General features: G+C 65.7%; 19 protein-coding genes. 14 read left to right on the forward strand and 5 right to left on the reverse strand.

Annotated features, from left to right (window positions below; genetic code table 11):
* Positions 1 to 115: 115 nt before the first annotated feature.
* The 11 genes from AC6CIE_RS00385 to AC6CIE_RS00435 all read left to right on the forward strand — a co-directional run bounded on the left by AC6CIE_RS00385 (position 116) and on the right by AC6CIE_RS00435 (position 20,835).
* Positions 116 to 4,246, forward strand: coding sequence for a CheR family methyltransferase (locus AC6CIE_RS00385; RefSeq protein WP_498090738.1), 4,131 nt, complete (start codon positions 116 to 118; stop codon positions 4,244 to 4,246).
* Positions 4,247 to 4,942: 696 nt separating this feature from the next.
* The gene (locus AC6CIE_RS00390; RefSeq protein WP_175124301.1) at positions 4,943 to 6,097 is read left to right on the forward strand and encodes an efflux RND transporter periplasmic adaptor subunit; all 1,155 of its coding nucleotides are present in this window, start codon (positions 4,943 to 4,945) and stop codon (positions 6,095 to 6,097) included.
* A gap of 11 nt (positions 6,098 to 6,108) precedes the next feature.
* Complete coding sequence (locus tag AC6CIE_RS00395) at positions 6,109 to 9,297, forward strand: multidrug efflux RND transporter permease subunit (RefSeq protein WP_286936191.1); 3,189 nt, start codon at positions 6,109 to 6,111, stop codon at positions 9,295 to 9,297.
* Complete coding sequence (locus AC6CIE_RS00400) at positions 9,294 to 10,826, forward strand: efflux transporter outer membrane subunit (RefSeq protein ID WP_498090739.1); 1,533 nt, start codon at positions 9,294 to 9,296, stop codon at positions 10,824 to 10,826. The genes AC6CIE_RS00395 and AC6CIE_RS00400 overlap by 4 nt, the downstream gene beginning before the upstream one ends.
* On the forward strand, positions 10,823 to 12,313 hold the full coding sequence (locus AC6CIE_RS00405; protein ID WP_175138638.1) for an alpha/beta hydrolase: 1,491 nt from the start codon (positions 10,823 to 10,825) through the stop codon (positions 12,311 to 12,313). Before AC6CIE_RS00400 ends, AC6CIE_RS00405 begins: the two co-directional genes overlap by 4 nt.
* The gene (locus tag AC6CIE_RS00410) at positions 12,310 to 13,296 is read left to right on the forward strand and encodes an AI-2E family transporter (RefSeq protein WP_175124298.1); all 987 of its coding nucleotides are present in this window, start codon (positions 12,310 to 12,312) and stop codon (positions 13,294 to 13,296) included. The genes AC6CIE_RS00405 and AC6CIE_RS00410 overlap by 4 nt, the downstream gene beginning before the upstream one ends.
* Positions 13,297 to 13,369: 73 nt before the next feature.
* A complete protein-coding gene (locus AC6CIE_RS00415) occupies positions 13,370 to 14,791 on the forward strand; it encodes a basic amino acid/polyamine antiporter (protein WP_175124297.1) in 1,422 nt (473 codons plus the stop codon).
* Positions 14,792 to 14,807: 16 nt separating this feature from the next.
* On the forward strand, positions 14,808 to 16,049 hold the full coding sequence (gene arcA / locus AC6CIE_RS00420; RefSeq protein ID WP_175124296.1) for an arginine deiminase: 1,242 nt from the start codon (positions 14,808 to 14,810) through the stop codon (positions 16,047 to 16,049).
* Positions 16,050 to 16,131: 82 nt separating this feature from the next.
* Positions 16,132 to 17,562: a basic amino acid/polyamine antiporter gene (locus AC6CIE_RS00425; RefSeq protein ID WP_498090740.1), complete on the forward strand. Its 1,431-nt coding sequence runs from the start codon at positions 16,132 to 16,134 to the stop codon at positions 17,560 to 17,562.
* A 27-nt stretch (positions 17,563 to 17,589) separates the two neighbouring features.
* Positions 17,590 to 19,410: an SLC13 family permease gene (locus AC6CIE_RS00430; RefSeq protein WP_175124294.1), complete on the forward strand. Its 1,821-nt coding sequence runs from the start codon at positions 17,590 to 17,592 to the stop codon at positions 19,408 to 19,410.
* 30 nt (positions 19,411 to 19,440) lie between these two features.
* Positions 19,441 to 20,835 carry a metal-dependent hydrolase family protein gene (locus tag AC6CIE_RS00435; RefSeq protein WP_246282961.1) on the forward strand — a complete coding sequence of 465 codons (1,395 nt, stop codon included), beginning with the start codon at positions 19,441 to 19,443 and terminating at the stop codon, positions 20,833 to 20,835.
* Between the two features lie 89 nt (positions 20,836 to 20,924).
* On the opposite strand, the gene AC6CIE_RS00440 is transcribed toward AC6CIE_RS00435, so the two are convergent.
* The 4 genes from AC6CIE_RS00440 to AC6CIE_RS00455 form a co-directional block, all read right to left on the reverse strand.
* Positions 20,925 to 21,914: a DUF4105 domain-containing protein gene (locus AC6CIE_RS00440; RefSeq protein WP_175185700.1), complete on the reverse strand. Its 990-nt coding sequence runs from the start codon at positions 21,912 to 21,914 to the stop codon at positions 20,925 to 20,927.
* A 37-nt stretch (positions 21,915 to 21,951) separates the two neighbouring features.
* Positions 21,952 to 22,569 carry a YiiX family permuted papain-like enzyme gene (locus tag AC6CIE_RS00445; protein WP_246282960.1) on the reverse strand — a complete coding sequence of 206 codons (618 nt, stop codon included), beginning with the start codon at positions 22,567 to 22,569 and terminating at the stop codon, positions 21,952 to 21,954.
* On the reverse strand, positions 22,566 to 22,733 hold the full coding sequence (locus tag AC6CIE_RS00450) for a hypothetical protein (RefSeq protein WP_174245436.1): 168 nt from the start codon (positions 22,731 to 22,733) through the stop codon (positions 22,566 to 22,568). Before AC6CIE_RS00450 ends, AC6CIE_RS00445 begins: the two co-directional genes overlap by 4 nt.
* 117 nt (positions 22,734 to 22,850) lie before the next feature.
* Positions 22,851 to 23,549, reverse strand: a complete 699-nt coding sequence (locus AC6CIE_RS00455; protein WP_175138635.1) for a DUF3313 domain-containing protein — start codon at positions 23,547 to 23,549, stop codon at positions 22,851 to 22,853.
* A 232-nt stretch (positions 23,550 to 23,781) separates the two neighbouring features.
* Between AC6CIE_RS00455 and AC6CIE_RS00460 the strand changes: the two genes are divergently transcribed.
* Together AC6CIE_RS00460 and AC6CIE_RS00465 are read left to right on the forward strand one after the other, a co-directional pair.
* Positions 23,782 to 23,976: a hypothetical protein gene (locus tag AC6CIE_RS00460; protein WP_175124291.1), complete on the forward strand. Its 195-nt coding sequence runs from the start codon at positions 23,782 to 23,784 to the stop codon at positions 23,974 to 23,976.
* Between the two features lie 134 nt (positions 23,977 to 24,110).
* A complete protein-coding gene (locus tag AC6CIE_RS00465) occupies positions 24,111 to 24,743 on the forward strand; it encodes an FMN-binding negative transcriptional regulator (RefSeq protein ID WP_498090741.1) in 633 nt (210 codons plus the stop codon).
* 4 nt (positions 24,744 to 24,747) lie between these two features.
* Here the strand turns inward: AC6CIE_RS00465 and AC6CIE_RS00470 are convergent, their stop codons facing one another.
* The gene (locus tag AC6CIE_RS00470; RefSeq protein ID WP_498090742.1) at positions 24,748 to 26,118 is read right to left on the reverse strand and encodes an MFS transporter; all 1,371 of its coding nucleotides are present in this window, start codon (positions 26,116 to 26,118) and stop codon (positions 24,748 to 24,750) included.
* Between the two features lie 78 nt (positions 26,119 to 26,196).
* Between AC6CIE_RS00470 and AC6CIE_RS00475 the strand changes: the two genes are divergently transcribed.
* Positions 26,197 to 26,925: an ArsR/SmtB family transcription factor gene (locus AC6CIE_RS00475; RefSeq protein ID WP_175124288.1), complete on the forward strand. Its 729-nt coding sequence runs from the start codon at positions 26,197 to 26,199 to the stop codon at positions 26,923 to 26,925.
* Positions 26,926 to 26,979: the final 54 nt, after the last annotated feature.

A 26,979-nucleotide genomic window follows, 5' to 3' on the forward strand; every position in this document is an offset into this window, starting at 1 on the left:
GACGCTGCGCGACGACGCCAAACATCTGTTTTTGAGACTGCTGTCGCGGCACCTCACGCAAACTGGCGGCTGTATCATGGCGGGTACTCCCACGCACGCAACCTACAGGCCCAAAATGTCCCAATCGCCGTCTGTTCCCAACATCAAACCGGGAGTCGTCCGAAGCGACCTGAACTTCCCGGTGGTCGGACTGGGGGCCTCTGCGGGAGGGATCGACGCGCTCAAGACTTTCTTCTCGAACATGCCGGCCAAACCCGGCATGGCCTTCGTCGTCGTGGTGCATCTGTCTCCCGATCACGAAAGCATTCTCGACAGGATTCTGCAGGCCTGCACGGGGCTACCGGTCGAGCAGGTCACCAAGCCGGTGCCGATCCTGCGTGATCACGTCTACGTGATTCCTCCGGCGGCCTCGCTGTCGATGAATGATGGCTACCTGCGTATTTCGGCGGGGGCCAGTCGCCCGGAAGGCCGCCCGATTGCGATCGACGAATTTTTCCGCACGCTGGCCGATGTGCATACGAACCGTGCCGTCGGCATCGTGCTGTCGGGGGGCGGGTCCGACGGATCGGTGGGCCTTGCCCGCATCAAGGAACAGGGCGGCGTGACGTTCGCGCAGTTGCCCGAGGAAGCCGAGCACGGCACCATGCCGCGCAATGCGATTGCCACCGGCATGGTGGACATCGTGCTGCCCGTGTCCACCATGCCGCAGCGCCTCAAGCAGATCGCGGAAAACATGGACAGCATCCATCTGCCGCCGCTGACCGAGGCCGAGGCCTCCGGCGCCGCGGATGCCGAGCAGGCGACGGACGGGGCGCAACAGGAACGCAATGCGTTGCGGGACATTCTTGCCCTCTTGCGCGCCCGCACGGCGCACGATTTCCGTCACTACAAGAAGGCCACGGTGCTCCGCCGAATCGAGCGCCGCATGCAGGTCACGGGCGTGTCAACCTTGCCCGAATACGGAAAGCTGCTTCAGGAGCGCATCGACGAGACCCCTAAACTGCTGTCCGATATGCTCATTGGCGTCACGCAGTTTTTCCGGGACAAGGAAGCTTTCGCCAATCTGGATGAATTCGTGTTGCCCAAGCTGCTGAAGTCGCTGAGCACCACGCCGGAAGTGGCGTTGCGCGCCTGGGTGGCCGGTTGTTCTACAGGTGAAGAGGCGTATTCGCTGGCCATGCTGATGAGCGCGCAGGCCGATGCGTTGCCCCACCCGCCCAAGATCCAGTTATTTGCCACCGACATCGACGAATCGGCGCTAGCCGTGGGCCGAGCGGCGGCTTATCCGATGGCAATCAAGGGCGACGTGCCTGAAGCCATGCTGCAAAGCTTCTTCAGCGAGCAGGACAACGAGTACTGCGTCAAGAAGGAAATCCGCGAGCGGGTGCTGTTTGCCGTGCACAACATCCTGCGCGATCCCCCGTTCTCGAAGCTGGATCTGGTCAGTTGCCGCAACCTCTTGATCTACCTGGACCGCGAAGTGCAGCGCGACGTGTTGCGCATGTTTCACTTCGCATTGAAGCCGGGCGGTTATCTTTTCCTCGGCAGTTCCGAATCGGCCGATGCGTGCCCGCAGCTTTTTCAGGTGGTGGACAAGCGCCACCGCATCTACATCGCTCGGGAAACGCCGTCGCAACTGAGCGGCATGCCCGAACTGGCCGACGGCGGGATTAATCACGTTCGGCCGGTGCACGCTTCGGCGGCGCCGGTTCGCCAGCCCAAGGTCTCGTATGCCGCCGTGCACCAGCGTGCGCTCGAAATGTTCGCGCCGCCTAGTGTCATCGTCGATGCTCACAGCGACATCGTGCACATTTCGGAGCGGGCAGGCCGCTTCCTGCGCCACCCGGGCGGCGAACCTTCCCGCAATCTGTCCTTGTCGGTGCATCCGGAATTGCGCACGGAATTGCGCACCGCGATGTTTCAGGCCCTGCATTCGCGAAAGAGTGTCGAGGCGCGGCGCGTGAAAATGACGTTGGGCGAGCGCCAGACCTACGTCAACATGGTGGTGCGGCCATTCCGGCACGATGAGTCGGCCAGCGATTACCTGCTTGTGCTGTTCGAGGAAGTCGAGGACGTCATGAGCGCAGAGGGTGTCGTCAGCCCCGCGACGGGCTCCGCAGTGGTACTGACGCAACTGGAGGCCGAACTCCAACGCACCCGGGGCCAGTTGCAGGCGACCATCGAGCAGGCGGAAACCTCCACCGAAGAACTGAAGGCCTCCAACGAAGAGCTTCAGGCCATCAACGAAGAGTTGCGCTCCACCACCGAAGAACTTGAGACCGGCAAGGAAGAGCTGCAGTCTGTCAACGAGGAGCTGATCACGGTCAATGCGGAACTGAAGACCAAGGTCGATGAAACCGCGAAGATCAATGACGACCTGCAGAACCTGATCGCGTCTACCGACATTGCCACGGTGTTCGTGGATCGCATGATGCGCATCCAGTGGTTCACGCCCCGGGCGTCCGACATCTTCAATGTGATCCCGAGCGACGCCGGACGTTCGGTGCTCGACATCACGCATCGTCTGGAGTACCCGGACCTGGCCAAGGATGCCGCCGGCGTGTTCGAGCTGCTGCGCCCCTTGGAACGCGAGGTGCACAGCACGACGGACCGTTGGTATCTGGCGCGGCTGCTACCGTACCGGAGCGGTGACCACCGCATTGAGGGCGCGGTGCTTACGTTCATCGACATCACGGACCGGCGCAAGGCGGAAGAAAGCGTGCGACTGGGCGAGGCCCACTTGAAGCTGATGACCGAGAGCGCGCGCGATTTCGGCATCATGACGCTGGACAACGAAGGCATCATCACCAACTGGAATATCGGCGCCGAGCTGATGTTCGGCTACACCAGCGCCGAGGCGGAAGGCAAGCCTATCGCGATCATCTTCACCGACGAGGACATCGCGGCCGGCAGACCCGAGCATGAGCTGAATCGCGCCAGGAAGATCGGCTACGCCCCTGACGAACGCTGGCACAAGCGCAAGAACGGCAGCCTGGTGTTCTGCACGGGCGGCGTGAACCGGATGGATGATCCTGTCTATCAGGGGTTTGCCAAGATCGTGCGCGATGTCACTGACCTGAAGTTGCGCGACGCCGAGCAGGAGTCCCGTCTGGACCGCGCACATGCCGATAGCGTGCTGAAGGACGAGTTCTTCGCGGTTGTGTCGCACGAACTGAAGCACCCGCTCAACCTGATCCAGCTCAATGCAGAGCTGCTGGCCCGCACGCCGGCCGTGCGCAATTTCGGCCCCGCCGCGCGTGCCACGGACCTGATCCAGCGTTCGGTCAAAGGCCAGGCCCGCATCATTGACGATCTGCTGGATCTCTCGCGCGTCCGGACGGGCAAGCTGGCGCTCAACAAATCGATCATCGACGTCGTGGCCATCGCGAAAAACATCCTCGAGGTGCTCAAGCCCGTGGCGGCGTCGGCCGGCATCGATCTGCGCAGCGACTTTGATCCCGCGCTGGCGATCTACCTGGATGCGGATCCCGTGCGCATCGAACAGGTGATCTGGAACCTGCTGAACAACGGGATCAAGTTCACGCCCGAAGGCGGGTCAGTCGCGCTCACGCTGGCTGTCGAGGACAACCGCATGAAACTGGAAGTCGCCGACACGGGCCAGGGCATCGACCCGCTGTTCATCGGCCGGGTGTTCGACATGTTCAGCCAGGGCGATGTCCGCCAGAAGACGGGCGCCACCTCTGGACTGGGCATCGGCCTGGCGGTTGTCAGCGAGCTGGTGGGTGCGCATGGCGGCACGATTCAGGTCCATTCCGATGGCGTGGGACTTGGCGCGCGCTTCACGGTATGGCTGGATCTGGCCGGTTCCCTTGAAGCCGAGGACGCGCCGCAAGCCAACGCCGACATGCCTTTGGAAGGGCTGAAGGTGCTTTTGGTCGATGACTCCGAGGACGTCCTGCACATCATGCACGAGTTGCTGGACATGGAAGGGGCGGTAGTCACGGCCGCCTCCAACGGCCGGCAGGCGTTGGAAATCCTGGAGACCGCCCGCTTCGACCTGATGCTGTCGGACATCGGCATGCCGGAGATGGATGGCTATACGCTGATGCGCGCCATTCGCGAAAAAGACAGTGGCGCCGATCTGCCTTCCATCGCGCTCACCGGTTTTGGCGCCAAGGAAGACATGCGCGAAGCCGTCAGCGCAGGCTTTTCCGCCCACATCAGCAAGCCGGTGTCGCTGGACGATCTGCTCGAAGTGGTTCGCAAGCTGCGGTTGCGCGGGTGATCCGCGCGTTTGGGAAGTGGCCGGCACATGCGTTTGCCGCCACTTCCCGGCTCGTTTCGCCGGGGCGGATTCTTTCTGATCCTATTTGTTTAGTCTGGCAACAACTACTCAAGTGGACGCCCGACCCGGGGCACTTCTCCCCATCGCCCTGTCCTGCGACACCCGTTCCCAACGCATCGCTTTCGTTCCCGTTCGCCAACGGCGCAAACGAGAAAAGCTTGCACTAAGTGCCATCGCTACTTAAGCTGTGCTTTCGCGCCGCGCCCAGCACGTGCCGTGCCAGCGCCCGCAAGCGGATTCCCCCTCCGCCGCTCGACCATGCAGCCCTATTTCAGCCAGTCTTCCTCGTCAACGACATAAAGGATGCTTGTGCGAAAGTCGATGGTCTTGTTCGTTTTGCATGGCGCCCGGCCGACGCCGGGCCAGAGCCAGCCTGGCCTCAATTGGGCAGGTTCCGCCTGGGTCGGACTTTTCCCGATTGGCGGCATTCTCCTACTTCAACGCGATAACCCCATGGCGCCTTGCTGCGCCCTCGCTTCATAAGCTGCACGTCCGTCAGTCCGGCGCGCTCAGGCGTGCCCGCAAGGTGTCCACCCATAAGCTGTTCCGTATAGAAGCTGTCCAAGTAAGGCTCTTGCCTCCGCCATGAGGTGAGGGCAGCGCGAGACCCCGAGTCCGACCGCCTGGGAGTAGTGGATGACGCAAGTAAGCAGCAATGTCCGTCGTGTCATGTTGTATGCCTTGGGCGCCTGGACGCTTGCATTGGCGGGATGTGGTGACCGGAACGACGCGGCGGCCGTCACCATTGCGCCGATGAAGGTGTTCGTGATGACCGTCGGCCGCCAGCCGGTCGACCTGAACGTGGACCTGCCCGGGCGGATCGAACCGATTCGCACCGCTGAAGTGCGGGCACGCGTTGACGGCATCGTCGAGAAACTGCTGTACACCGAAGGCAGCGACGTACAGGCCGGCGATCCGCTGTTCCAGATAGACCCCAGCGACTACAAGGCGCAGCTGGCGCAGGCTAACGCCATGCTGCAGCGTGCGCAGGCCGTGCAGAAGAATGCGCGCTCGGTCACGGACCGGTTCCGTCCGCTGGTGCAGCGTCAAGCGGTCAGCGCGCAGGAATACGAAGCCGCGCTGGCGGCGCTGGGGCAGGCGCAGGCCAATGTGGCCGATGCGCAGGCCGCGGTTACGTTGGCGCAGTTGCGGCTGGACCGCTGCACGGTCAGGGCGCCCATCGCCGGTCGCGTGGGCCGCGCGCTGGTCACCGAAGGGGCGTTGGTCAGCGCATCGGCGGCCACGCTGCTGGCGCAGGTCAATCAGTTGTCGCCGATCAGCGCCACGTTCACCAAGTCCAACACCGCCATCATGGACCTGACCGACTACGCGCGCTCCGGCGCGCTGGCGACGGCGGGCAATACGTTTCCGGTGCGGCTTACGCTGGCCAACGGCCGGGAGTTTGGCGAGACCGGGGTCGTGGATTTCGCGGACCTGAGCGTCGACCGGACCACTGGCGCGCAGACCATCCGCGCCCGTTTCGACAACGCCAAGCGTGAGTTGCTGCCCGGGCAGTTCGTCAACGGTCAGATACTTGTCGGGGTGCGCCAGGAGGGCGTCCTGATTCCCGCGCGGGCGGCGCGGCTGAACGGCGATACGGCCACCGTGTTCGTCATCGGGCCCGACAACACGGCGGTGCCCAGGCAGATCGAGGTGGGTGAGCAGATCTCAGGAAGCTGGCTGGTGCGCCGCGGCCTTGAACCAGGGGAGAAAGTGGTCGTGGATGGCTGGCACAAGATAAGGCCAGGCCAACAGGTTGACCCGGTCGAACAGCAAGCCGCGAAACCCTAGCGGAGTCGGTCATGGGCTCATTCTTCGTCTTGCGGCCGGTATTTGCCTGGGTGGTGGCGTTGTTCCTGTTGCTGTTCGGGCTGATCGCGGTGGTGCTGCTGCCGGTGGAGCAGTACCCGAACATCGCGCCGCCTTCGATCACGATCCAGGCGACCTTCCGGGGCGCCGACACCACCACCATCGACCGCACGGTCACCTCGATCATCGAGGAGGAGATGAACGGGGTCGACAACTTCCTGTACATGGCGTCGGTCAGCCGCGCCAACGGCACGTCGCAGATCACGGTGACGCTGCAGCCGGGCACGGACCTGGACGTGGCCCGCAGCCAGGTGCAGGACCGCCTGAGCCGGGTCGAACCCCGGCTGCCGCAGGAAGTCCGCCAGCTTGGCGTGGCGGTGACCAAGGCGTCGTCCGGCTTCCTGATGCTGCTGGCGCTGCAATCGGAAAGCGGCAACGTCAGCGCCGTCGAGATGGGCAATTTCGCGTCCAACAACATCCTCAACGAGCTGCGCCGCATCCGCGGGGTGGGCGACGTGCAGCTGTTCGGCTCGTCGTACGCGATGCGGATCTGGCTGGACGAACGCAAGCTGGCCAGCTTTCAGATGTCGGCCAGCGACGCGATGCGTGCGGTGCAGGAACAGAATGCGCAGACGATCGGCGGGTCGCTCGGTGACCTGCCGCTGGCGCGCGGCGCGGACTTCAATGCACAGATCGTGGCGCAGAGCCGCTTTTCCACACCGGAGCAGTTCCGGCAGGTCATCCTCCGCGTCAACAACGACGGCTCGCTGGTGCGCCTGGGCGACGTGGCTCGGGTTGAGCTGGGCAACGAAAGCTACAACTTCCGGCTCAGCGTCAACGGCAAGGAGGCCGCCGGCATCGCCATTCAGCTGGCCAACGACGCCAACGCGCTGGACGTGGCACGGCAGGTGCGGCAGCGCATGGCCGAGCTGGAGCCCGTGTTTCCGGCGGGCGTCGGCTGGACGGTGCCGTTCGACACCACGCCTTTCATCACCACGTCCATCAGCTCGGTGCTGGTCACCATGGTCGAGGCGCTGTTGCTGGTCACGGCAATGGTGTTCCTGTTCTTGCAAAGCTGGCGCAGCACGCTGATCCCCACGCTGATCGTGCCGATCGCGCTGATCGGCACCTGCGCGGGCCTGTTCCTGTTTGGCGCGTCCATCAACCTGCTGTCGCTTTTTGGCATGGTGGTGGCGATCGGGGTGCTGAACGATGACGCCATCGTGGTGTCGGAAAACGTCGCGCGGATCATGCAGGACGAGAAGATTTCTGCGCCGGAAGCGACGCGCAAGGCGGTCGGCCAGGTGTGGGGGCCGATCATCGCCAGCACGCTGGTGCTGGTGGCGGTGTTCGTGCCGATGGCGATGTTTCCCGGTTCCAGCGGCGCCATCTACCGCCAGTTCTCCATCACGCTGTCCGTGGCGATCGTGGTGTCGACCGTGCTGGCGCTGTCGCTGGGCGCCGCGTTGTGCGCCACGCTGCTCAAGCTGCCGGACGGCAAGCCGCCCAAGGGCCGGATCTCGAAGGGCAAGCAGTGGGTCTTCGACAAGTTCAATAACGGCTTTGACGCGATGACACGCCAGTATGTGCGCGCGGTCGAACACATGCTGGTGCGGCCCCTGCGCTGGATGCTGATATTCCTGGGCGTCTGCGGCCTGACGGTGTTTCTGTTCTCGCGCCTGCCGGGCGGCTATCTGCCGCTGGAAGATCAAGGCTACTTCTTCGTGTCGTACACCGGCGCGCCCGGCACCACGGCCGACCAGACCGAGGCCGCCGTGCAGCAGGCCGAAAGCCAGCTGCGCCAGTTGCCAGCCGTGCGCAACGTGGCATCGGTGGTCGGGTTCAACTTCTTCGGCCAGGGGCAGACGGCGGCGCTGTCGTTCGTGGACCTGCACCCGTGGAGCGAGCGCACCGATCGGGCCGAGGCCGTCGACGCGCTGGTCGGGCGCAGCAACCTGGCGTTCCGGTCGATTCCGCAGGCGATGATCTTCGCGCTGAATCCGCCGCCCATCCCGTCGATGGGCAACGCGTCGGGCTTTTCCATGAAGGTGCAGGACCGCACTGCGCAGGGCGGCGCGGGTCTGGCCGCCACCGGCGCGGCCATGATCGCGGCCGCTGCGGCCAGCCCCGTGCTGACCGGCGTGCGGCTGGACGGCATGCCGCCGGGACCGCGCCTGTATGTCGAGATCGATCGGGTGCACGCGCGCGCATTGGGGCTGCAGGTCGCGCAGGTCAACCAGGCGCTGACGCTGGCGTTCGGGTCGAACTACGTCAACGACTTCCTGCTCGACGGTTCGGTGCAGCGGGTGTTCATCCAGGCCGAGGCCGACCAGCGCATGCAGCCGCAGGACATTGCCGCCTTGCAGTTGCCGAACAACCGGGGCGAGATGGTGCCGTTCTCGGCGTTTTCGCGGATGCGCTGGATCGACGGGCCGCAGCAGCTGGAACGCTACAACGGCTTTCCGTCCATCACCATCTCGGGCGAGGCCGCCGCCGGCCGCTCCAGCGGCGTGGCGCTGGCCGAGATGGAAGCCATTGCCGGGCGCGTCCTGCCGCAAGGCATCACCTATGAATGGACCGGCACGGCGTACGAAGAACGCCAGGCGGGCAACCAGGTGGCGCTGCTGCTGGGCCTGTCGCTGATCGTGGTGTTCCTGTTGCTGTCGGCGCTCTACGAAAGCTGGTCCGTGCCGGTGTCCGTGCTGCTGATCCTGCCGTTCGGCATTCTGGGCGCGGCCGCGTTCACGCTCGGGCGGGGCATGTCGGCGGACATCTATTTCAATATCGGGCTGGTCACGATCATTGGCCTGGCCGCCAAGAACGGCATCCTGATCGTGGAGTTCGCCTTGAAAGAGGAACTGGAAGGGCGCGACCGCAAGGAGGCCGTGGTCGATGCCGCCCGGCAGCGTCTGCGTCCCATCATCATGACCAGCATCACCTTCGTGCTGGGCATGCTGCCGCTGGTGCTGGCCACCGGCGCCGGCGCGGCCAGCCGTCAGGCGGTGGGCACCAGCGTGATGGGCAGCATGCTGACCGCCACGCTGTTCGGCGTTTTCTTCACGCCGCTGTTCTACATGGTTGCGCGGCGCTGGTCGGGGCCGCGCAAGAATGCGGCCAAGCCCGGGTCCTCGCCTGCTGCCAGCGTTCCGGCCAAGGCCGAAGAGCGGGGAGAGAACCCATGAGGCCGGCGCGCATTGCCATCTTGGCGCTGATGGGCTGGGGGCTGACCGCCTGCAATTTCGCGCCGGAGCACCGCCAGCCGGAAGTCGCGACGCCTGCGGTATTTCCCGGCGAGGTCCCGCCGGATGCGGTGGCGGCGCAGGACGTCACGTGGGAGCAGTTCTTCGGCGATCCGCAACTCAAGCGCCTGATCGCCCGGTCGCTGGAACTGAACCAGGATCTGGCCGCAGCCACGGCCCGGATCGAGCAGGCGCGCGCCTTCTACCGCATCGAACGCGCCAACCAGCTGCCGCAACTGGATGCCGGCGCGGCCGCGTCGCGCAACCAGCAGCCGCTGACCGTACTGGATCCGGCGCTGGCGGGGTCGCGGCAGACCGTGCAGTTCAACCAGTTCAGCGCCCAGGTAATGGTCTCGTCCTTCGAGCTGGATTTCTGGGGGCGGATCCGCAACCTGACCGCCTCCGCGTTGCAGCAATACCTGGCGACCGTGGAAGGGCGGAGGGCATTCCGTCTGTCGCTGATTGCGAACGTGGCCTCGACCTATTACGACGCCCGGGCGGGCGAGGAAGGCATCGCGCTGGCGCAGCGCACGGTCGAAACCCGCAGCTATGCACTGCGCGTCGCCAAGGACCGGCTGGACGCCGGCGTGACCTCGCTGGTCGACTTCGAGCAGTCGGCCATCCTGCTGACGCAGGCGCAGACCCAGCTCGCTGAGTGGCAGCGCGCCACGGCGGCGCACTGGAACCGTCTGTGGGTGCTGGTGGGCGAAGACCTGCAGCGGGAGATGACCGTTGGGCCGCCGATTGAGGCCGCGGGCCAGTTCGATGCGCTCAGTCCCGGCCTGCCGTCGTCGCTGCTTGTCGTAAGACCCGACATCCGCCAGGCCGAGAACCGCTTGCGCAGCGCCAACGCCAATATCGGCGCCGCGCGTGCAGCCCTGTTTCCGCGCATTGCGCTGACCGGTTCGTTCGGCTATGCCTCCACCGAGCTGTCGGACCTCTTTTCGTCGCCCAGCCAGATCTGGAACATCGGCGCGGGAATCGGATGGCCGATCTTCGATTACGGGCAGCGGCGCGCGGCGGTGGATCTTGCCACGGCGCAGCGCGACGAACTGATCGCCAACTACCGCAAGACGGTGCAGACGGCGTTCAGCGAAGTGGCCACCGCGTTGGAGAACCGCAAGCGCTTCCAGGAGCAGGTGACCGCGCAGGAAACGGCGATCCAGGCGCAGCGCCGCCTGGCCGAGACTGCCGAGCTGCGCTACATGAACGGCATCTCGATCTACCTGGAAGTCGTGGACGCCCGGCGCGGATTGTTCAATGCAGAGCAACAGATGCTGACGCTGCGCGCGTCCCAGCTTCAGAACGGCGTGTCGCTGTATGTCGCGCTGGGGGGCGGGGATGAGCAGCCGCAGGTGGTGATGGCGGGATCGCCGCCGGGCGCGGGGGGGGCGGCAGGCGAACCTGCGGCCAAGGGTTCGCCCGCCATGTCTACCCCCGTTCCGCCGCCCGGCGTGGGAGCGCCCCAGTGAACGCCGGCAAGCCCGGCAGCGCCAGCCCGCGCCCGGGGTGGCGCAGGCTGCGCAAAGCCGTGTTCATCCTTGCCGGCCTTGCCGTGCTGGTCGTCGTCACGCTGATGGGGGTGCGCCTGTACGACATCCAGCAGGGCCCGCCGCTGGCCGCCTGGCACACGTATGTTCCCCAGGAGCTGGACGCCGAACGCCTGGACCACAGCACCTGGGACGATTACCTCGCGCACGAGGACGCGCTTTTCACGCTGGTCCGGCAGAACGTAGGCGACAAGCTGCTGCCGGAGGACAAGGTGGACAGCAACCGCTATTTCGCGGACGCCAAGGTCTACCCCGAACACTTCGCGCACGACTGGAACCGGTCCTTCGTCCTGACGCCGGCGGGAGAGCCGCAGGGCGTGGCCGTGCTGCTGCATGGCCTGACGGATTCGCCGTACAGCCTGCGCCATGTCGCCGCGCATTATCAGTCCGTCGGCTACGTGGCGATCGCCATCCGGATGCCGGGCCACGGCACGGTGCCGGGCGGGCTGACGGACGCGCACTGGGAGGATTGGGCGGCCGCGACGCGTCTGGCGGTGCGCGAAGCGCGGCGCCGGGTGCCCGCACCCAAGCCGCTGCACATGGTGGGCTTTTCCAACGGCGGGGCGCTGGCGCTGATGCACACGCTGGACGCGCTGGACAATCCCAAGCTCGACAAGCCCGACCGGCTGGTGCTGCTGTCGCCGATGGTCGGCATCACGTCGTTCGCGCGCTTTGCGGGCGTGGCCGGGCTGCCCGCCATCCTGCCCGCGTTCGCCAAGGCCGCGTGGCTGAGCATCGTGCCGGAGTTCAACCCGTTCAAGTACAACTCGTTCCCGGTCCACGCGGCGCGCCAGTCGTTCGAACTGACGCAGACGCTGCAGGACAGGCTGGTCGCGCAGCAGCGATCCGGCGGCCTGGAGCGTCTGCCGCCCATCATCACGTTCCATTCGGTGCTGGACTTCACCGTCAGCACGCGCGCGCTGATCAACGCCCTGTATGCGCGCCTGCCCGCCAACGGCAGCGACCTGGTGCTGTTCGACCTGAACCGCGCTACCAAGCTCGGCCCGCTGTTCCGCCGCGGCGTGGCCTGGCAGCTGGCGGGCACGCTGCCAGGCGAAAAGCGCAATTACCGGCTGACGCTCGTCACCAACGCCAGCCCCACGTCCAGCGCCATGATCGAGCGCGTCATCGAGCCGAACGCGACCGCGGTCGTGGAACGCGCCATCGGCATGGACTACCCGCGCGAGGTCTATTCGCTGTCGCACGTGGCGCTGCCGTTTCCGACCGACGACGCGCTGTACGGCACGCACCCGGACAACATCGAGGAATTCGGCATCAGCCTGGGCGCCATGTCCATGCGTGGCGAGGTTGGAGCTTTCGTGATCGGCATGGATACGCTGACCCGGCTGACCTCCAATCCGTTCTATGCCTATCTGGTCAAGCGCGTTGATGGGGTGATACCAAGATGATGTCTTTCGCACTGTCCGGCATTTTCGCCATCCTGCTGCTGGGGCTGTTGTACCTGGCCAGCCCGGTGTTCGTGCCGTTGACGTTCGCGCTGTTCGTGATCTGCCTGGTCGCGCCGCTGCGCCAGTACCTGGGCCGCAAGATGCCCGCGCCGCTCGCGGCGATCCTGGCGTTGGTGGTGACGCTGGTCGTGTCGGTGGTGTTCCTGTCGCTGGCGGCATGGGGCTTCAGCCTGGTCGCGCAGTGGGTCATGGCCAACGCCGCGCGCTTCCAGCGCCTGTTCACGCTAGAGACCGAAACGCTGCACCCGCACGGCGCGATGGCGATCCAGATGTTCCAGGACAGCTTCAACGTGTCATGGCTGGTGCGGGCGATCCAGGAAGTGGCGCTGCGGATCAACAGCATGCTGGGCATGATCTTCATCGCCTTCGTGTTCATTGCGCTGGGGCTGTTCGAACTGGACGAGGCGCCGGAGCGGCTGACCCGCCTGCTGGGCGAGGCAAGGGCGCAGCGCTGGATGGCGGTCGCACGCGAGGTGGCGAGCAAGCTGCGCTGGTACATGGTGATCCGCACCATCGCCAGCGTGCTGACGGGTGTGACCGTCTGGCTGTTTGCGATCTACGCCGGGCTGGAGCTGGCGACCGCCTGGGGCGGGCTGGCGTTCCTGCTGAACTACATCCCGTTTCTCGGACCGCTGGTGGCGACGGTGTTTCCGGCGTTCTTCGCGTTCGTGCAATACGGATCGTTGCAGACGAGCATTCTGGTGCTGGTGGTCTTGAACTGCATCCAGATCGTTTACGGCTGCTATCTGGAACCCCGGCTGGCCGGCAGCGCGTTTTCGCTGTCGCCGCTGATGGTGATGTTTGCGGTGTTTTTCTGGGGGTTGGTGTGGGGCATACCGGGCACGTTCATCGGCGTGCCGCTTCTTATCACGATGACCACGGTGTACGGCGCCAGCCGCAGTTTGCGCGTTACCCGCGGCTGAGCCGGCCGTCCCGGGCAGCATCCGGGACGGCGGCCGACCTGCTCACGTCTTTGCTCAATACTGGAGGTGCATGATGGAAAGCAGTACTCCCAAGAAGCTTGGATTGCTTGCCCTGACGGGCATGGTGGTGGGGTCGATGATCGGCGCCGGTATCTTTTCGCTGCCCCGGACCTTTGGCGGGGCAACGGGCGTGGTTGGGGCGGTGATCGCCTGGATCATCGCGGGCGCGGGCATGTACACGCTGGCCCGTGTGTTCCAGGCGCTGGCCGAGCGCAAGCCCGACCTGGACGCGGGCGTCTTTGCGTATGCCAAGGCCGGGTTTGGCAATTACCTGGGCTTTCTGTCCGCGTTTGGATACTGGATCGGCAGCTGCATCGGCAACGTGTCGTATTGGGTGCTGATCAAATCGACGCTCGGCGCCTTCTTTCCCGTCTTTGGCGACGGCAACACGGTCATCGCAATCGCTGTGGCGTCCGTGGGCATCTGGATGTTCCACTTCATGATCCTGCGCGGGGTGCAGCAGGCGGCGTTCATCAATGCCGTGGTGACCGTGGCCAAGATCATCCCGATCGTGGTGTTCATCATCGTGCTGTTCGTGGCCTTCAAGGTTGACCTCTTCCGCATCAATTTCTGGGGCGACATGAGCGGCTACAGCCTGTTTGAGCAGGTGAGGCGAACCATGCTGGTGACGGTCTTCGTCTTCCTGGGCATCGAGGGCGCGAGCGTTTATTCCCGCTTCGCGTCGAAGCGTTCGCACGTGGGGGTGGCCACGCTGATCGGGTTTGTGACCGCGCTGCTGCTGATGGTGCTGGTGTCTCTGCTGCCCTATGCCGCCATGCAACAGACCGACATCGCGGCGCTGCGCCAGCCGTCCATGGCCGGCGTGCTGGAGTCGGTGGTGGGGCCGTGGGGCGCCGTATTCGTCAGCGTCGGTCTGCTGATCTCGGTGCTGGGCGCGTATCTGGCCTGGTCGCTGATCTGCGCCGAAGTGATGCACGCGGCAGCAAAGACGGAAGACATGCCGCGCGCGTTCGCCCGCGAGAACAAGAACGGCGTGCCGGTCGTCGCGCTGTGGGTGACCAACATCATCGTGCAGCTTTTCGTCATCAGCACGTACTGGTCACGCGATGCATTTTCGCTGATGCTCAGCCTGACCAGCGCGATGTCGCTGATTCCGTACCTGCTGGTCGCGGGTTTCGGCTGGCAGCTCGCCAAGCGCGGCGAAACCTATGTCGGCGGCAAGGATCAGAAGCGCGATCTCACACTTGCCAGCATCGCGGCCGTCTATACGCTTTTCATGATCTTCGCCGGCGGCTTGAAGTTCCTGCTGTTGTCGGCGCTGTTGTATGCACCCGGGTCGGTCCTGTACTTCTGGGCCCGGCGTGAGCAGGGCCGGAAATTCTTCACCGGCTGGGAGTTGGTCGTTTTCATCGTGGCATGCGTCGGAGCCCTGGCCGCCATCGTGGGCCTGATCTACGGCTGGATTGCCATCTAACGTCTGGGAGCTAGTCATGGCTGATACCGAGGAATTTGGAGTCCATTCAGAAGTCGGGCAATTGCGCACGGTGATGGTCTGCGCGCCAGGACGCGCCCACGAAAGATTGACGCCCTCCAATTGTGATGCGCTGCTGTTTGACGATGTCATGTGGGTCGACAACGCGAAACGCGACCATTTCGACTTCATGACGAAGATGCGGGACCGCGGCGTGGACGTCGTGGAAATGCACAACCTGCTGGCCGAAACGGTCGCGATACCTGAAGCGAAGAAGTGGATCCTGGACAACCAGGTCGTGGCGAACCAGGTTGGCCTGGGCCTGCTCGACGAGATCCGCAGCTACCTGGACGGCTTGCCGGCGCGCAAGCTGGCCGAGACCTTGATCGGCGGGCTGTCGACCGAGGAGTTCCCCGAGTCGATCGGCGGCGAACAGCTCACGCTCATCAAGGAAGCCGCCGGCGTCACGGAGTACCTGCTGCCGCCGCTGCCCAACACGCTGTACACGCGTGATACGACCTGCTGGATCTATGGCGGCGTCACGCTCAATCCACTTTATTGGCCCGCGCGGCACGAAGAGACGATCCTGACGTCGTCCATCTACAAGTTCCATCCGCGCTTTGCCGGCAAGGTGAACGTCTGGTGGGGCGACCCCACCGCCGATCATGGACTGGCCACGCTGGAGGGCGGCGACGTCATGCCCATCGGCAACCGGACGGTGATGATCGGCATGAGTGAACGCACGTCGCGCCAGGCCATCAGCCAGCTGGCGGCCAGCCTGTTCGCCAAGAATGCGGCAGACCGGGTGATCGTGGCGGCCATGCCCAAGCTGCGGGCGGCCATGCACCTGGACACCGTGCTGACCTTTGCCGACCGCGATTGCGTGCTGATGTATCCCGACATCGTCAACAACATCCAGGCGTTCTCCTACCGGCCGGGCAGCGCGCCGGGGTCGCTGGAGCTGCACAAGGACAAGGGGTCGCTCGTGGACGTGATCGGCGAGGCGTTGGGCATCAAGAAGATGCGCGTCGTCGAGACCGGCGGCAACGCCTATCTGCGCGAGCGCACGCAGTGGGACAGCGGCGCCAACCTGGTCTGCATCTCGCCCGGGGTCGTGCTGGCGTATGACCGCAATGTCTACACCAACACGCTCTTGCGCAAGGCGGGGATCGAGGTCGTCACCTTTGTCGGCGCCGAACTGGGCCGGGGCCGCGGCGGCGGGCACTGCATGACGTGCCCGATTTCGCGGGATCCCGCCTAGCGGCGCACTGCCGCGCGCGGCCATCCCTGAAAAGGGCGGCCGCGCGGGCGCGCAACCACCGGATCGCTTTCAGGAGAAGAACGTGAGCGGGGAAACTGCCAAACTTTCTCGCATGGCGCTGGCCGCCATGGTGGTGGGATCGATGGTGGGCGCGGGAATCTTTTCGCTGCCCAGCGTCTTTGCGCGCAATACCGGGCCGGTGGGCGGCCTGGTGGCCTGGGCCATTGCTGGCACGGGCATGTTGACGCTGGCGATGGTGTTCCAGTTCCTGTCGCGCCGGCGCCCCGATCTGGACGCCGGCATCTTCGCGTATGCCAAGGCCGGATTCGGGCTGTATCTGGGCTTTCTGGCCGCGCTGGGCTACTGGACGGCCGCCTGCCTGGGCAACGTCAGTTATTTCGTCATCTTCAAGGGAACGCTGGGCGCCGTCCTGCCGTTCTTCGGCGACGGCGATACCGTGGCCGCCGTGCTGGTGTCGTCGGTGCTGCTGTGGTCCACCCATTTCCTGATCCTGCGGGGCATCCGGCAGGCGGCGGGCATGAACACGGTCGTGACCATCGCCAAAGTCGTGCCCATCGCCATCTTCATTGTCTTCGCCGCGTTTGCCGTGGACCTGGACGTGCTGCGCGCCAACATTGCCGAAGGGCTTAGCGGCGGGGGCAAGGGCAGTCTTTTCGAACAGGTGCGCAACACGATGCTGGTCACGGTGTTCGTGTTCCTGGGCGTCGAGGGCGCCAGCGTCTACTCCCGCTACGCCAAGCGCCGTGAGGACGTGGCGGTGGCGACAATCGTCGGGTTCGTGCTGGTGCTGGCGCTGCTGGTGCTGGTGACGATGCTGTCGTATGGCGTGCTGCCGCGCGCGGAACTGGCCTCGCTGCGCAACCCGTCCATGGCGGGCGTGCTGCGGGCCGCGGTCGGACCGTGGGGCAGCATGCTGGTCAGCGTGGGGCTGATGGTGTCGGTGGCGGGCGCCTACCTGGCGTGGATCCTGCTGGCCGCCGAAGTGCTGCGCGCCGCGGCGGGCGCGGGCATCATGCCGTCGTTTCTGGGGCGGGAAAACCGCCACGGCGTGCCGGCGGCGGCACTGTGGCTCAGCAACGGCATCGTGCAGCTCTTTCTGATCGTCACGCTCTTCACCGAGGACACCTTTGTGCTGCTGAAGAACATGGCCAGTTCGATGAGCCTGATTCCGTACTTCTTCGTGGCGGCATTCGGGCTGATGCTGGCGGTACGCGGCGAAACCTATGACGGCTGGAGTCGGCGGCGCAAGATCGAGCTGGGGCTGGCGGTGGCGGCCACGGTCTATGCGGCCGGGCTGGTGTATGCGGGCGGTTTCCGGTATTTCGTCCTGTCTTGCGTCATCTACGCGCCGGGCACCATTCTTTTCCTGATATCGCGCCGCGAACAGCGCGGCAACATCTTCGCGCCGTACGAGTGGCCGATCCTGCTGCTCGTGCTGGTGTCCTGCGGCATCGGCGTGTGGGCGATCAGCACGGGCAATACGGCGTTCTAGCCGAAAGGGGCAGGGGGCAGCACGGCAATGAGCAGCGAACTGGCGATTGTCCTCACCATCCTTTGTGCGGCCGTCGTGCTGTTCGTCATCGGGCGGCCGCGGTCGGATGCCGTCGCGCTGCTGGTCATGCTGCTGCTGCCGCTGAGTGGCACCGTAACCTACCGCGAGGCGCTGGACGGGTTCTCGAATCCCGCCATCATCCTGATCGCTTGCCTCTTCGTGGTCGGCGAGGGGCTGGTGCGGACCGGGGTGGCGCAGTCCGTCGGCGACCTGCTCCTGCGGCACGGCGGCAAGAGCGAGGGCTGGCTGGTGTTGCTGGTGATGGGGGCGGTCGGCGCAATGGGCGCGGTGATGAGCTCCACGGCCGTCGTGGCCATCTTCATTCCGATCGTGCTGCGGATCGCGCGCAAATCCGGCATGGCGGCCCGGCGGATCCTGATGCCGATGGGCGCGGCGGCGGCGATCAGCGGCATGCTGACGCTGGTGGCGACCACGCCGAATCTGGTGCTCAATAGCGCGCTCGGTTATGCGGGCTACGAGGGTTTCGGTTTTTTCGACTTCACGCCGATCGGGATCGTCGTCCTGGCGGGCGGCGTTGCCTACATGCTGTTCGCGCGCAAACTCATCGACGCGGGCCAGGGGCCGCGCGCGCTGAACCGGCCCAGCCTGGGCGACTGGGCGACCAAATATTCCCTGCAGAACCGGGCATGCCGCCTGCTGGTGCAGACCGACTCGGACCTGGTGGGACGCCAGCTCGGACTGTGGGCGGGCGAACTCGGCAAGGCAGCATTCGTCATCGCCATCGAGCGCAACACGCGGTTCGCGCGGGCCGTCATGCGCGCGACGGCGGACGACGTCCTGGAGGCGGGCGACATCCTGCTCCTGGACAGGGACGCAGAGGGGTTCGATATCGACGGCTTTTGCAGCCGGCATCACCTGCGGCGGCTGGAGATGTCCGGCGTGTACTTCACGGATCAGGCCCGTGATGTGGGGATGGTGGAGGTCATCATCCCGTCGGAATCGCGGCTGGACGGCGCGAATGCGCGCGATTCCGTGGTGCTGGGGCGGCATGGTCTTTTCGTCGTGGGCCTGTGGCGCGGCAAAGAGGCCAAGCGCGACCTGCCCGACGTGAAGATGCGCGTGGGCGACACGTTGCTGGTGGTCGGGCCGTGGGCGGGCATTTTTTCCCTGCAGGCCGAAGAGCACGATCTGGTCAGCCTGGCGATGCCGGTCGAAGCCGATTCGCTGGTGCCGGTGCCCAACCGCGCCATCCATGCGCTGCTCTCGCTGGCGACGGTGGTGTTCCTGATGCTGACCGACTGGGTGCCCAACGTGATGGCGGGGCTGATTGGCGCGCTGATGATGGGCCTGTTCGGCTGCGTGACGCTGGACGTGGCGTACCGGTCGATCAACTGGCGGGCGCTGATCCTGATCGTGGGCATGCTGCCGTTTGCGCTGGCGCTCAAGCGCAGCGGCGGCGTGGATCTGGCCGCGCAGTTCCTGCTGCACTATTCGGGCGATTGGGGCATCTACGGGCAGTTGGCGCTGGTGTTCGTGGCGACGGTGACGCTGGGCGTGGTGGTCTCCGGCACCGCGACCGCCGTGCTGATGGGCCCGGTCGCCATCAGCATCGCCGAAAGCCTGCACGCGTCTCCCTATGCATTTGCGATGACGGTGGCCATTGCGTCGTCGGCGGCGTTCATGTCGCCGGTGTCTACGCCCTCCAATGCGCTGGTCAGCGTGGCGGGCGGTTTCGGGTTTGCCGACTATCTGAAGATCGGGACACCACTTGCTGTGTTTTCGCTGGTGGTCAGCGTGCTGCTGATTCCGATCCTGTTTCCGTCCTGAGGGCGGATGACCCCATCCGGAGGTTCGATCATGTTTGTCAGGACTGGCATTGCATTCATGGCGGCATCGCTGCTTCTTGGCGCTTCGCTGGCGCATTCCCATAGCTTGCCTGCGGCGCCGGCTGCCACGGCGCCGCCGCCGACCGCGCAGGCCGCGGCGGATTCGCGGATCCTGTTTGAAAACGTGCGCATCTTCGACGGCGTGTCCGGCGACCTGAGCCCGGCGAGCAGTGTTCTGGTTCACGGCAACGTCATCGAAAAAGTGTCGCGGGACAAGGTTGCGGCAGACGGCGCGCGCGTCATCGATGGCGGCGGCCGCACACTGATGCCGGGGCTGATCGACATGCATTGGCACAGCATGTTCGTGGGCGTGCCGCTGGCGGTGGCGATGACGCAGGATCCCACTTACCTGAACATCGTCGCGGGCGTCGAGGCGAAGAAGACGCTGATGCGCGGCTTCACCACCGTGCGTGACCTGGGCGGCTCGGCCTTCAGCCTGAAGCTGGCGGTGGACCAGGGCGTGATCCCCGGTCCGCGCATCTATCCGTCCGGCGCGATGATCAGCGTCACCAGCGGGCATGGTGACTTCCGCTCGATGGCGGACCTGCCGCGAACCCTGGGCGCGCCGGGCTCGCGGCACGATCTGTCCGGCGATAGCACGATCGCCGACAGCCCCGACGAAGTGCGCCTTCGCACGCGCGAACAGCTGATGCAGGGCGCGACGCAGATCAAGCTGACCGGTGGCGGAGGGGTGTCGTCGCCGCACAGCCCGCTGGATGTGGTGACGTTCACCGAACCGGAGTTGCGCGCGGCGGTGGATGCCGCGACCGACTGGGGTACGTATGTGGCGGTGCACGCCTACACGCCCACCGCCATCCAGCGCGCCATCAAGGCTGGCGTGCAGAGCATCGAGCACGGCAGCATGATGGACGAGGAAACGGCCGAGCTGATGGCGCGCGCGGGCGTGTGGCTGAGCACGCAGCCCTTTCCGGACGAACTGGCCGACGCCTTTCCGCGAGGATCGGATCAATGGCAAAAGGCGCAGGAGGTCTTTGCCGGGACGGACCGGACCTACCAGCTGGCTATCAAGCACAAGCTCAAGACGGCGTTCGGCACGGACATCCTGTTTTCAAGCCAGTTGGCCGAGCAGCAGGGCCGCATCCTGGCAAGCCTGACGCGGTGGTACACGCCGGCGCAGACGCTCATCATGGCAACCGGCACGAACGCAGAACTGCTGAAACTGTCGGGCAAGCGCAATCCCTACCGCGGCGATCTGGGTGTCGTGCGCGAAGGCGCGCTTGCCGACCTGCTGCTGGTCGATGGCGACCCGATCCAGGACATCAAGCTGATCGGCGATCCGGACAAGAACTTCCTGGTCATCATGAAGGATGGCGTCATCTACAAGGACGCAGTGCCCGTCCGTTGAGCGAGGCGTCCGCTCGTGGCGCTGGCCGTAACCCGACGCGTGTCGCGTGGCCGAGGCCGGCGTTCCGACGGCGGCGCCGTGGACCCGGATCATTCAGGCGCGATGCCGGGCACGCCCTGCCGGATGTTGCGGGAGAATTCGGCAGGGTCGGTGGTGGCGCGGGCGCGGTCCGTGTAGCGGCCGCGGCGCCGGTACTCTGCGGCGCTGCCGGCCCCCCGCAGGGCGTCCAGTTTGTACAGGTATTCCGGCAGGTAGCCTGACAGAAGCTGGCGGTAATCCATCGGCAATCCGGGCACGATGCGCCGGGCCATCTGGAAGACGATGGTGGTGCAGTTTGCCGTGAGCGTGTGATAGAAGCGGGGTGTTGTCCGGAGGCGGTTGGCGGCGTCGACGTAGGCCACGAAGAGTTCGCGCCCCGCGCCCTCGGGCATGTGGATGCGATACAGGTAGCTGTCTTCGCCGCGCACGTTGGTGCGCACCCGCAGGCTGTCCGCTTCGGTCGAGGCGATCACGCTCAGTTCGTACTGCTTGAAAAATCCGCCGATCTCGGAAAACCGGTCGCCCTGCTTGCGGCGGATTTCAACCGAGAACACCACGTGATCGTCGTCGCCAAACCCGAACGACACCAGCGCGTGGGCGATGGCGGGACGGCCCCAATACGACAGGGCCACGTCCACCGATTGCAGCGTGTCCAGCGCATAACGCCGGGTTTCCCAGCGGGGCGTGAAGTCGGTGCGCGATCGCCAGTCGAAGTTGCGCACGTTGTGCAGCGTGACGGTGTTGCCATTGACGACGCCGTGGGTTTGGCGGGCGACTTCGGCAAGCCAGGGGCGGTCGTTGGACGGGCGGATGCGCAGCCACCACACGAGCAGAACGGCTAGCGCCGCGCCATGCAGAACCAGGCCCGGCCACCAACGCGGCCATACCAGCCCGGCGATGGCCGCCAATGCCAACATCACCCAAGCCAGCACTGCGACCAATTTCCATGCAGATGAAAGCGGCGCGCGGATCCACAATGCCAGCGCACCCCAGCCCGTTTCCAGCGCAATGGCGATGCCCAGCAGGATGGAAACCGTCATTGCGCTCCTTGGACGGCGGTTGCGCCGCGCACTGCAATCAGAAGGTGCCTACCGTGACCAGTTGGTCGGACTCGAACATGGCGGCCGGGGAGATGATGGGTTCTTCCCACGGAATGTTCTTGCCGTAGCGTTCCCGCATCTTGGCCTGCACGGCAGGCGATGCGAGATCGAAGCTTTTCAGCGGCGCCAGCGCGCCGACCTTCACGCCCAGGACGCGCTGATAGATTTTCCACACCAGCTCGGAGCAGTAGATCTGGTCGTCGGACCAGGCGAATACCAGATCGTAGGGCTTGCCGACGTAGGCGGCGCCCGCCTTCGCCAGCCGATCACGCGCGTCGGGCGTCAGCAGGGAAGTGTCGCGCAGCCGCTTGACGACGTAATGGCCGCGCTCGCCTTGCGCGGTCCATTGAGAGAGGGGGGTGTAGCTGACGCGCGCCGCGGCCTCAAGCACGTAGGGCTGGCCTTGGCGCGTCACGATCATGCCCATGTGGCTGTAGGGCGAGTGCGTGGCTTGCTGGATGGCCAGGCTTTGCGCTGACCGGGACTGCTGGAACACCATGTCGCCCGTCTGGATGTCGGGCGCGGCGGCGGCCGCCATGGACACCGCGGACAGCGCCGCCAGCGCTGCCGTACAGACCTTTGCCGCCAGCCTCACGGGCGCGCCCGCCCGGTCGCAGGCGTCTGCTTTTTGGCGCGCGGTTTGGCCGCGGGTTTTTCTTCCTTGGGCGGCGTGTCGAACTCTTGTTTGTTGCGTTCGCCGCGTGGCGTGTTTTCGGGGTGGGGTTTGGGAAATGCCCAGGGCTTCGTTTTCTGATCCATTGCATGTACTCCTTGCACAGGCGGAACAGTAGCATTAGCCGGCGGCCCTGGGTAAGTGAGGGTTGACGTCAATATTCATCACATCGTGATATGAAGGCGGAAAATGTCCGCCGCGCGTCATTTGGTCTTGGGTATTTCGCCGACCCAGATGCGGTCGAACTGCTCGCGGACCCGGCGCGCCCAGTCGTCGATGGCGCTTTGCACGTCGGCGGCGGTGGGCTTGCGGTTTTCCGGCAAATTGCTGCCTGTGACTGCGCCCAACGACGCGATCAGCAATTGGTTGGTGGTGGCATCGCGCGCCGAGGCTTCGATCAGCAGCCGCGCCGACTGGTCGCGCAGGCCTGCAGCCTTGGCAGTCTGGCCCAGCACATAACCAATGGGCACATACTCGCCGGGCCGCGGATCGCGATCGTTGCGGAAGGTGCCGGTGATGGCGGCGCGCAACCGCACCGAGCGCGGGGCTGGCGCGGAGATCAGTTGATAGCCCGCCTGCGTGAACTCCCGGCGCAGGGCCGCGTTCATGTAGGCCAGCACGCGCTGGCGCATCTCGGCGTCGTCCCGGAAGTCCAGCTCGTCCGGCCGGTCGCCCGGAATGTAGGTGACGTCTTCCATGAGCAGCTTCTTGTCGAACTGGCTGCCGATCGGCGGACCTGGCCTGACCCAGATGCGGCCGCCGCTCCAGTTGGGATCCTGCTGAAGCTGGCTTTGCGGTTCGCCGAGCGCGGTGGAATAGTCCTTGGCCTTGGGCAGATTGGTGCAGCCGGCCAGTCCGATGAGCGCGCAGCAGGCCGCGCGCAGTGCGAGGTTGGGCTTCATGGCTTTTTCCCTTGTCAGAAAAACGGCGCCCACGGCAGGCAGGCGCAAAACCGGCACGATCCTTGCTGGGAATTATCTGCCTGAACCGCGGCGCGGCGCGGCAATTTTTTCGCTCGCGCAATGCATCGCTGCGTCGCCGCCACATCATCCATCTGGCCATGCGAAAACGCTGTCTCGCTGGTATTGGCCAGCGCTACGATTGGCCTGTGCACATAGAAGGGGGAGAGTATCTATGGACACCGCCAACGAATGGTATGCCGCCGTCAAGGAATGGCAGCGGGCACGTGACGAACTGACCGACGCAATCGCTGCAATCCAGTGGCCCAATCCCACGGCAGGGTGCCTGGAAAACTACGACCGCGCTTTCGCGCATGAAACGCAGGCTCGCGAGCGCATGAACGCGGCGTACGGTCGATCCCGGCAATAGGGCAAGACGGGCACGGGCGGTGTTTCGGGTTTGCGCCGCGCATGGCTCCATGAAAGGCAGGTTGTGTGGCTCTTTCAGTGGTGCCACGCGCGCGGTATGTTGTCGGTTTCCGTCCTACTGATCGCGCCGCTGCCATGTACCTGCCGTCCGCTTTTCGCGAAGATTCGCTGGAAATCCAGCACGAGTTCATCCGCGCCCACCCGCTGGGAGTTGTCTTCACCAGCGGAGAGGGCGGATTGATGGCGAATCACATCCCCTGTCTGCTGTATCCCGAAGGCGAGCACGGCGTCCTGCGCCTGCACGTGGCGCGTGCCAATCCGCAGCTGGCCGAGCTGGCCGCGGGACGTGAGTGTCTGGTGGCTTTTCATGGCGCGCAGGCTTACATCACGCCGTCCTGGTACGCGACCAAGGCGGAAACGCACAAGGTCGTGCCGACCTGGAACTTCGTGGCCGTGCATGTGTGGGGCACGCCGGTGATCCAGGACGATCCGGCCTGGCTGCGCGCCCAGCTTGAGGCGCTGACCCACAGCCAGGAAAAGGCGCGCGTCCAGCCGTGGCGCGTGGACGAGGCGCCCGCCGATTTCATTGCCGCGCAGATGCGCGCCATTATCGGCGTCGAGATCCCCATTGCCCGTATCGAAGGCAAGTGGAAGGTCAGCCAGAACCGCAACGTGGCGGATCGCGAGGGCGTCGCCGAAGGCCTGGTCAGCGAACGCGGCGACGCGGTCATGGCCGGCCTGGTGGCCCGGCGCGGCAAAGGCGCCTGAGGCATCAGGGCGCGCCGCGCTTGGCGTGCGCGCCCCGGCCGGCCGCAAAGCATGCGATGGCCGCGGCTTGCAGCAGGGCGGCCGCAGCCAGGAAGCCGGGAAGCGTCAATCCCGAAGGCTGCAGCCACGTGCGCAGCGCGCCGAATGCCGCGGGCGCAAAGGCATACGCGCCTTGCGAAAGCGCGACGATCAGCGGCACCACGCGTGCCGCCTGCTCGCGGGCGAATTCGGTCTGCGCGATCAGCGGCGGCAGCGACGTGGCGTTGCCGATGCCCGACCCGAACAGCACGACGCCCGTCCACAGCGCCCACGCATGGTCGGCGGCCAGCATCAGCACCAGCGATCCCGCAATCTGCACGGCATATGCCGCGCAGGCTATCTTGCGGCGGTCGGCCCCTGGCGGCATCAGCCAGCCGACGAGCGAGCGGCCGGCGATGGCGCTGGCCGTTGCCAGTCCCATCGCCAGGCCTGCCGTCTGCGCGCCCAAGATCGGCGCCAGCAGTGACAGCAGGTGCGCGATCAAACCGATCTGGGCGAACAGCCCCAATGCCATGCCGGCGGCCAGCGTCACGAACGCCCGGTCTTGGCGCAGCTTGGTAGCAAGTGTTGGCGTGGGCGGTGCGGCGCTTTCCTGCACTGCGCGCGATGGGGCGGTGGCCGGGGGCGTGCCGCTAGATTGGATGCCGCCCGACGATGAGCCGGCCGACGATGAGCCGCCCGACGGGACGCCGCCCGACGGCACGCCGCCTAACGGCACGCCGCCCGACAAATCTCCGTCCGGTGCCTGGCCGATTTGCTGTGGGGTCACCTTGAACACCTTGTGCGACAGCACGGCAATGACGGCGACCATCGCAATGCCAACCCACAGGGCTGCCTGCGCGAAGCCGGCCTGCGCAATCAGGAACACCCATAGCGGCGAAAAGACGATGCCGCCGACGCTGGCGCCGTTGTACGCCATGCCCAGCGCGGCGGGTCGCCGCCGCACGAACCACGGGGCAATCAGCGCGTTGACGGCTGCCGCACCCAGCGTGACCCAGCCCATTCCGCTGACCACTGCGGCGGCATAAAGCTGCCACGGCGCCTGCGCCACCGCCCATCCCGCCACGCCCAGCGCCAACAGCGCCGCGCCGCCTGCGGTCGTACGAGCGACGCCGATGCGCCGGTACAGACGCGGCAGATTGGCCACCACCACCGTGCCCGCCAGAAAATGCAGGGTGACCGCGCCCGACACCAGCCCGACGCTCCAGCCGGTGCGCTGGACGACGGCATGCAGGAAGACCGGCGGCCCGTAAAAGCCGACGCCCCAGCCGAAAATGGCGAGCATGAAGGTGGCGTAGAGGACTTTCCAGCCGAAAAAGGAAGGGGAAGCAGGCATGGGATGGCGTGGATGTTGTTTTCGTTGAGTCGAAGTATGCTTACGTCCTGCACACAACACTTTGGTCCATACCGAATCATGGAATCCGAGTTCGCCGACATCAACCTGTCCGCCGTGGCGGGCGCCATTGCCGATCCCGCGAGGGCGCGCATGCTATGCGTGCTGCTGGATGGCCGCGCGCGCACCGCCACGGAATTGGCCGCGGCCGCCGACATCGGCGCGTCCACGGCCAGCAGCCATTTCCAGCGTCTGCGCGATCAGGGTCTCGTCGAGATGGCCGTGCAGGGCAAGCACCGCTACTACCGGTTGGCGAGCGGCGACGTCGGCCACGCGCTGGAGGCGCTGTTGGTAGTGGCGGGCGCCGACCGCGCCCCGTTCAAGCCGACCACGCCTTCCGCGCTGCGCGACAGCCGCACCTGCTACGACCACATGGCCGGCACGCTGGCGGTGCAAATTCACGATGCGATGCTGGCCCGGCACTGGTTGACGCCGGACGGCCGCGACTATCTGCTGACGCCGCTGGGCGAGGCGTCGCTCGCGCAGGTGGGCGTTGATGCCGCGCAAGCGCGCCAGCGCCGCCGCCGCTTTGCCTGCGCGTGCCTGGATTGGAGCGAGCGGCGCTCGCATCTGGGAGGCGCACTGGGCGCCGCGCTGCTCGATGCGCTCTTGGCGCGCGGCTGGATCAGCAAGGATCTGGACTCACGCGCGCTGCGCATCACGGCCAAGGGCGAACGCCAGTTTCCGGCCTTCTTCGGTCTTGCCGGCGACCAGCCCGCCGCCCAAAGGGACGCGCATGCAGCAGCCTGATCGCTTCCTCCGCGCCTCGCCCCATCCATACCGCCCCATACGGCGGTGCACCCG

The organism is Achromobacter sp. GQ309, assembly GCF_059759315.1.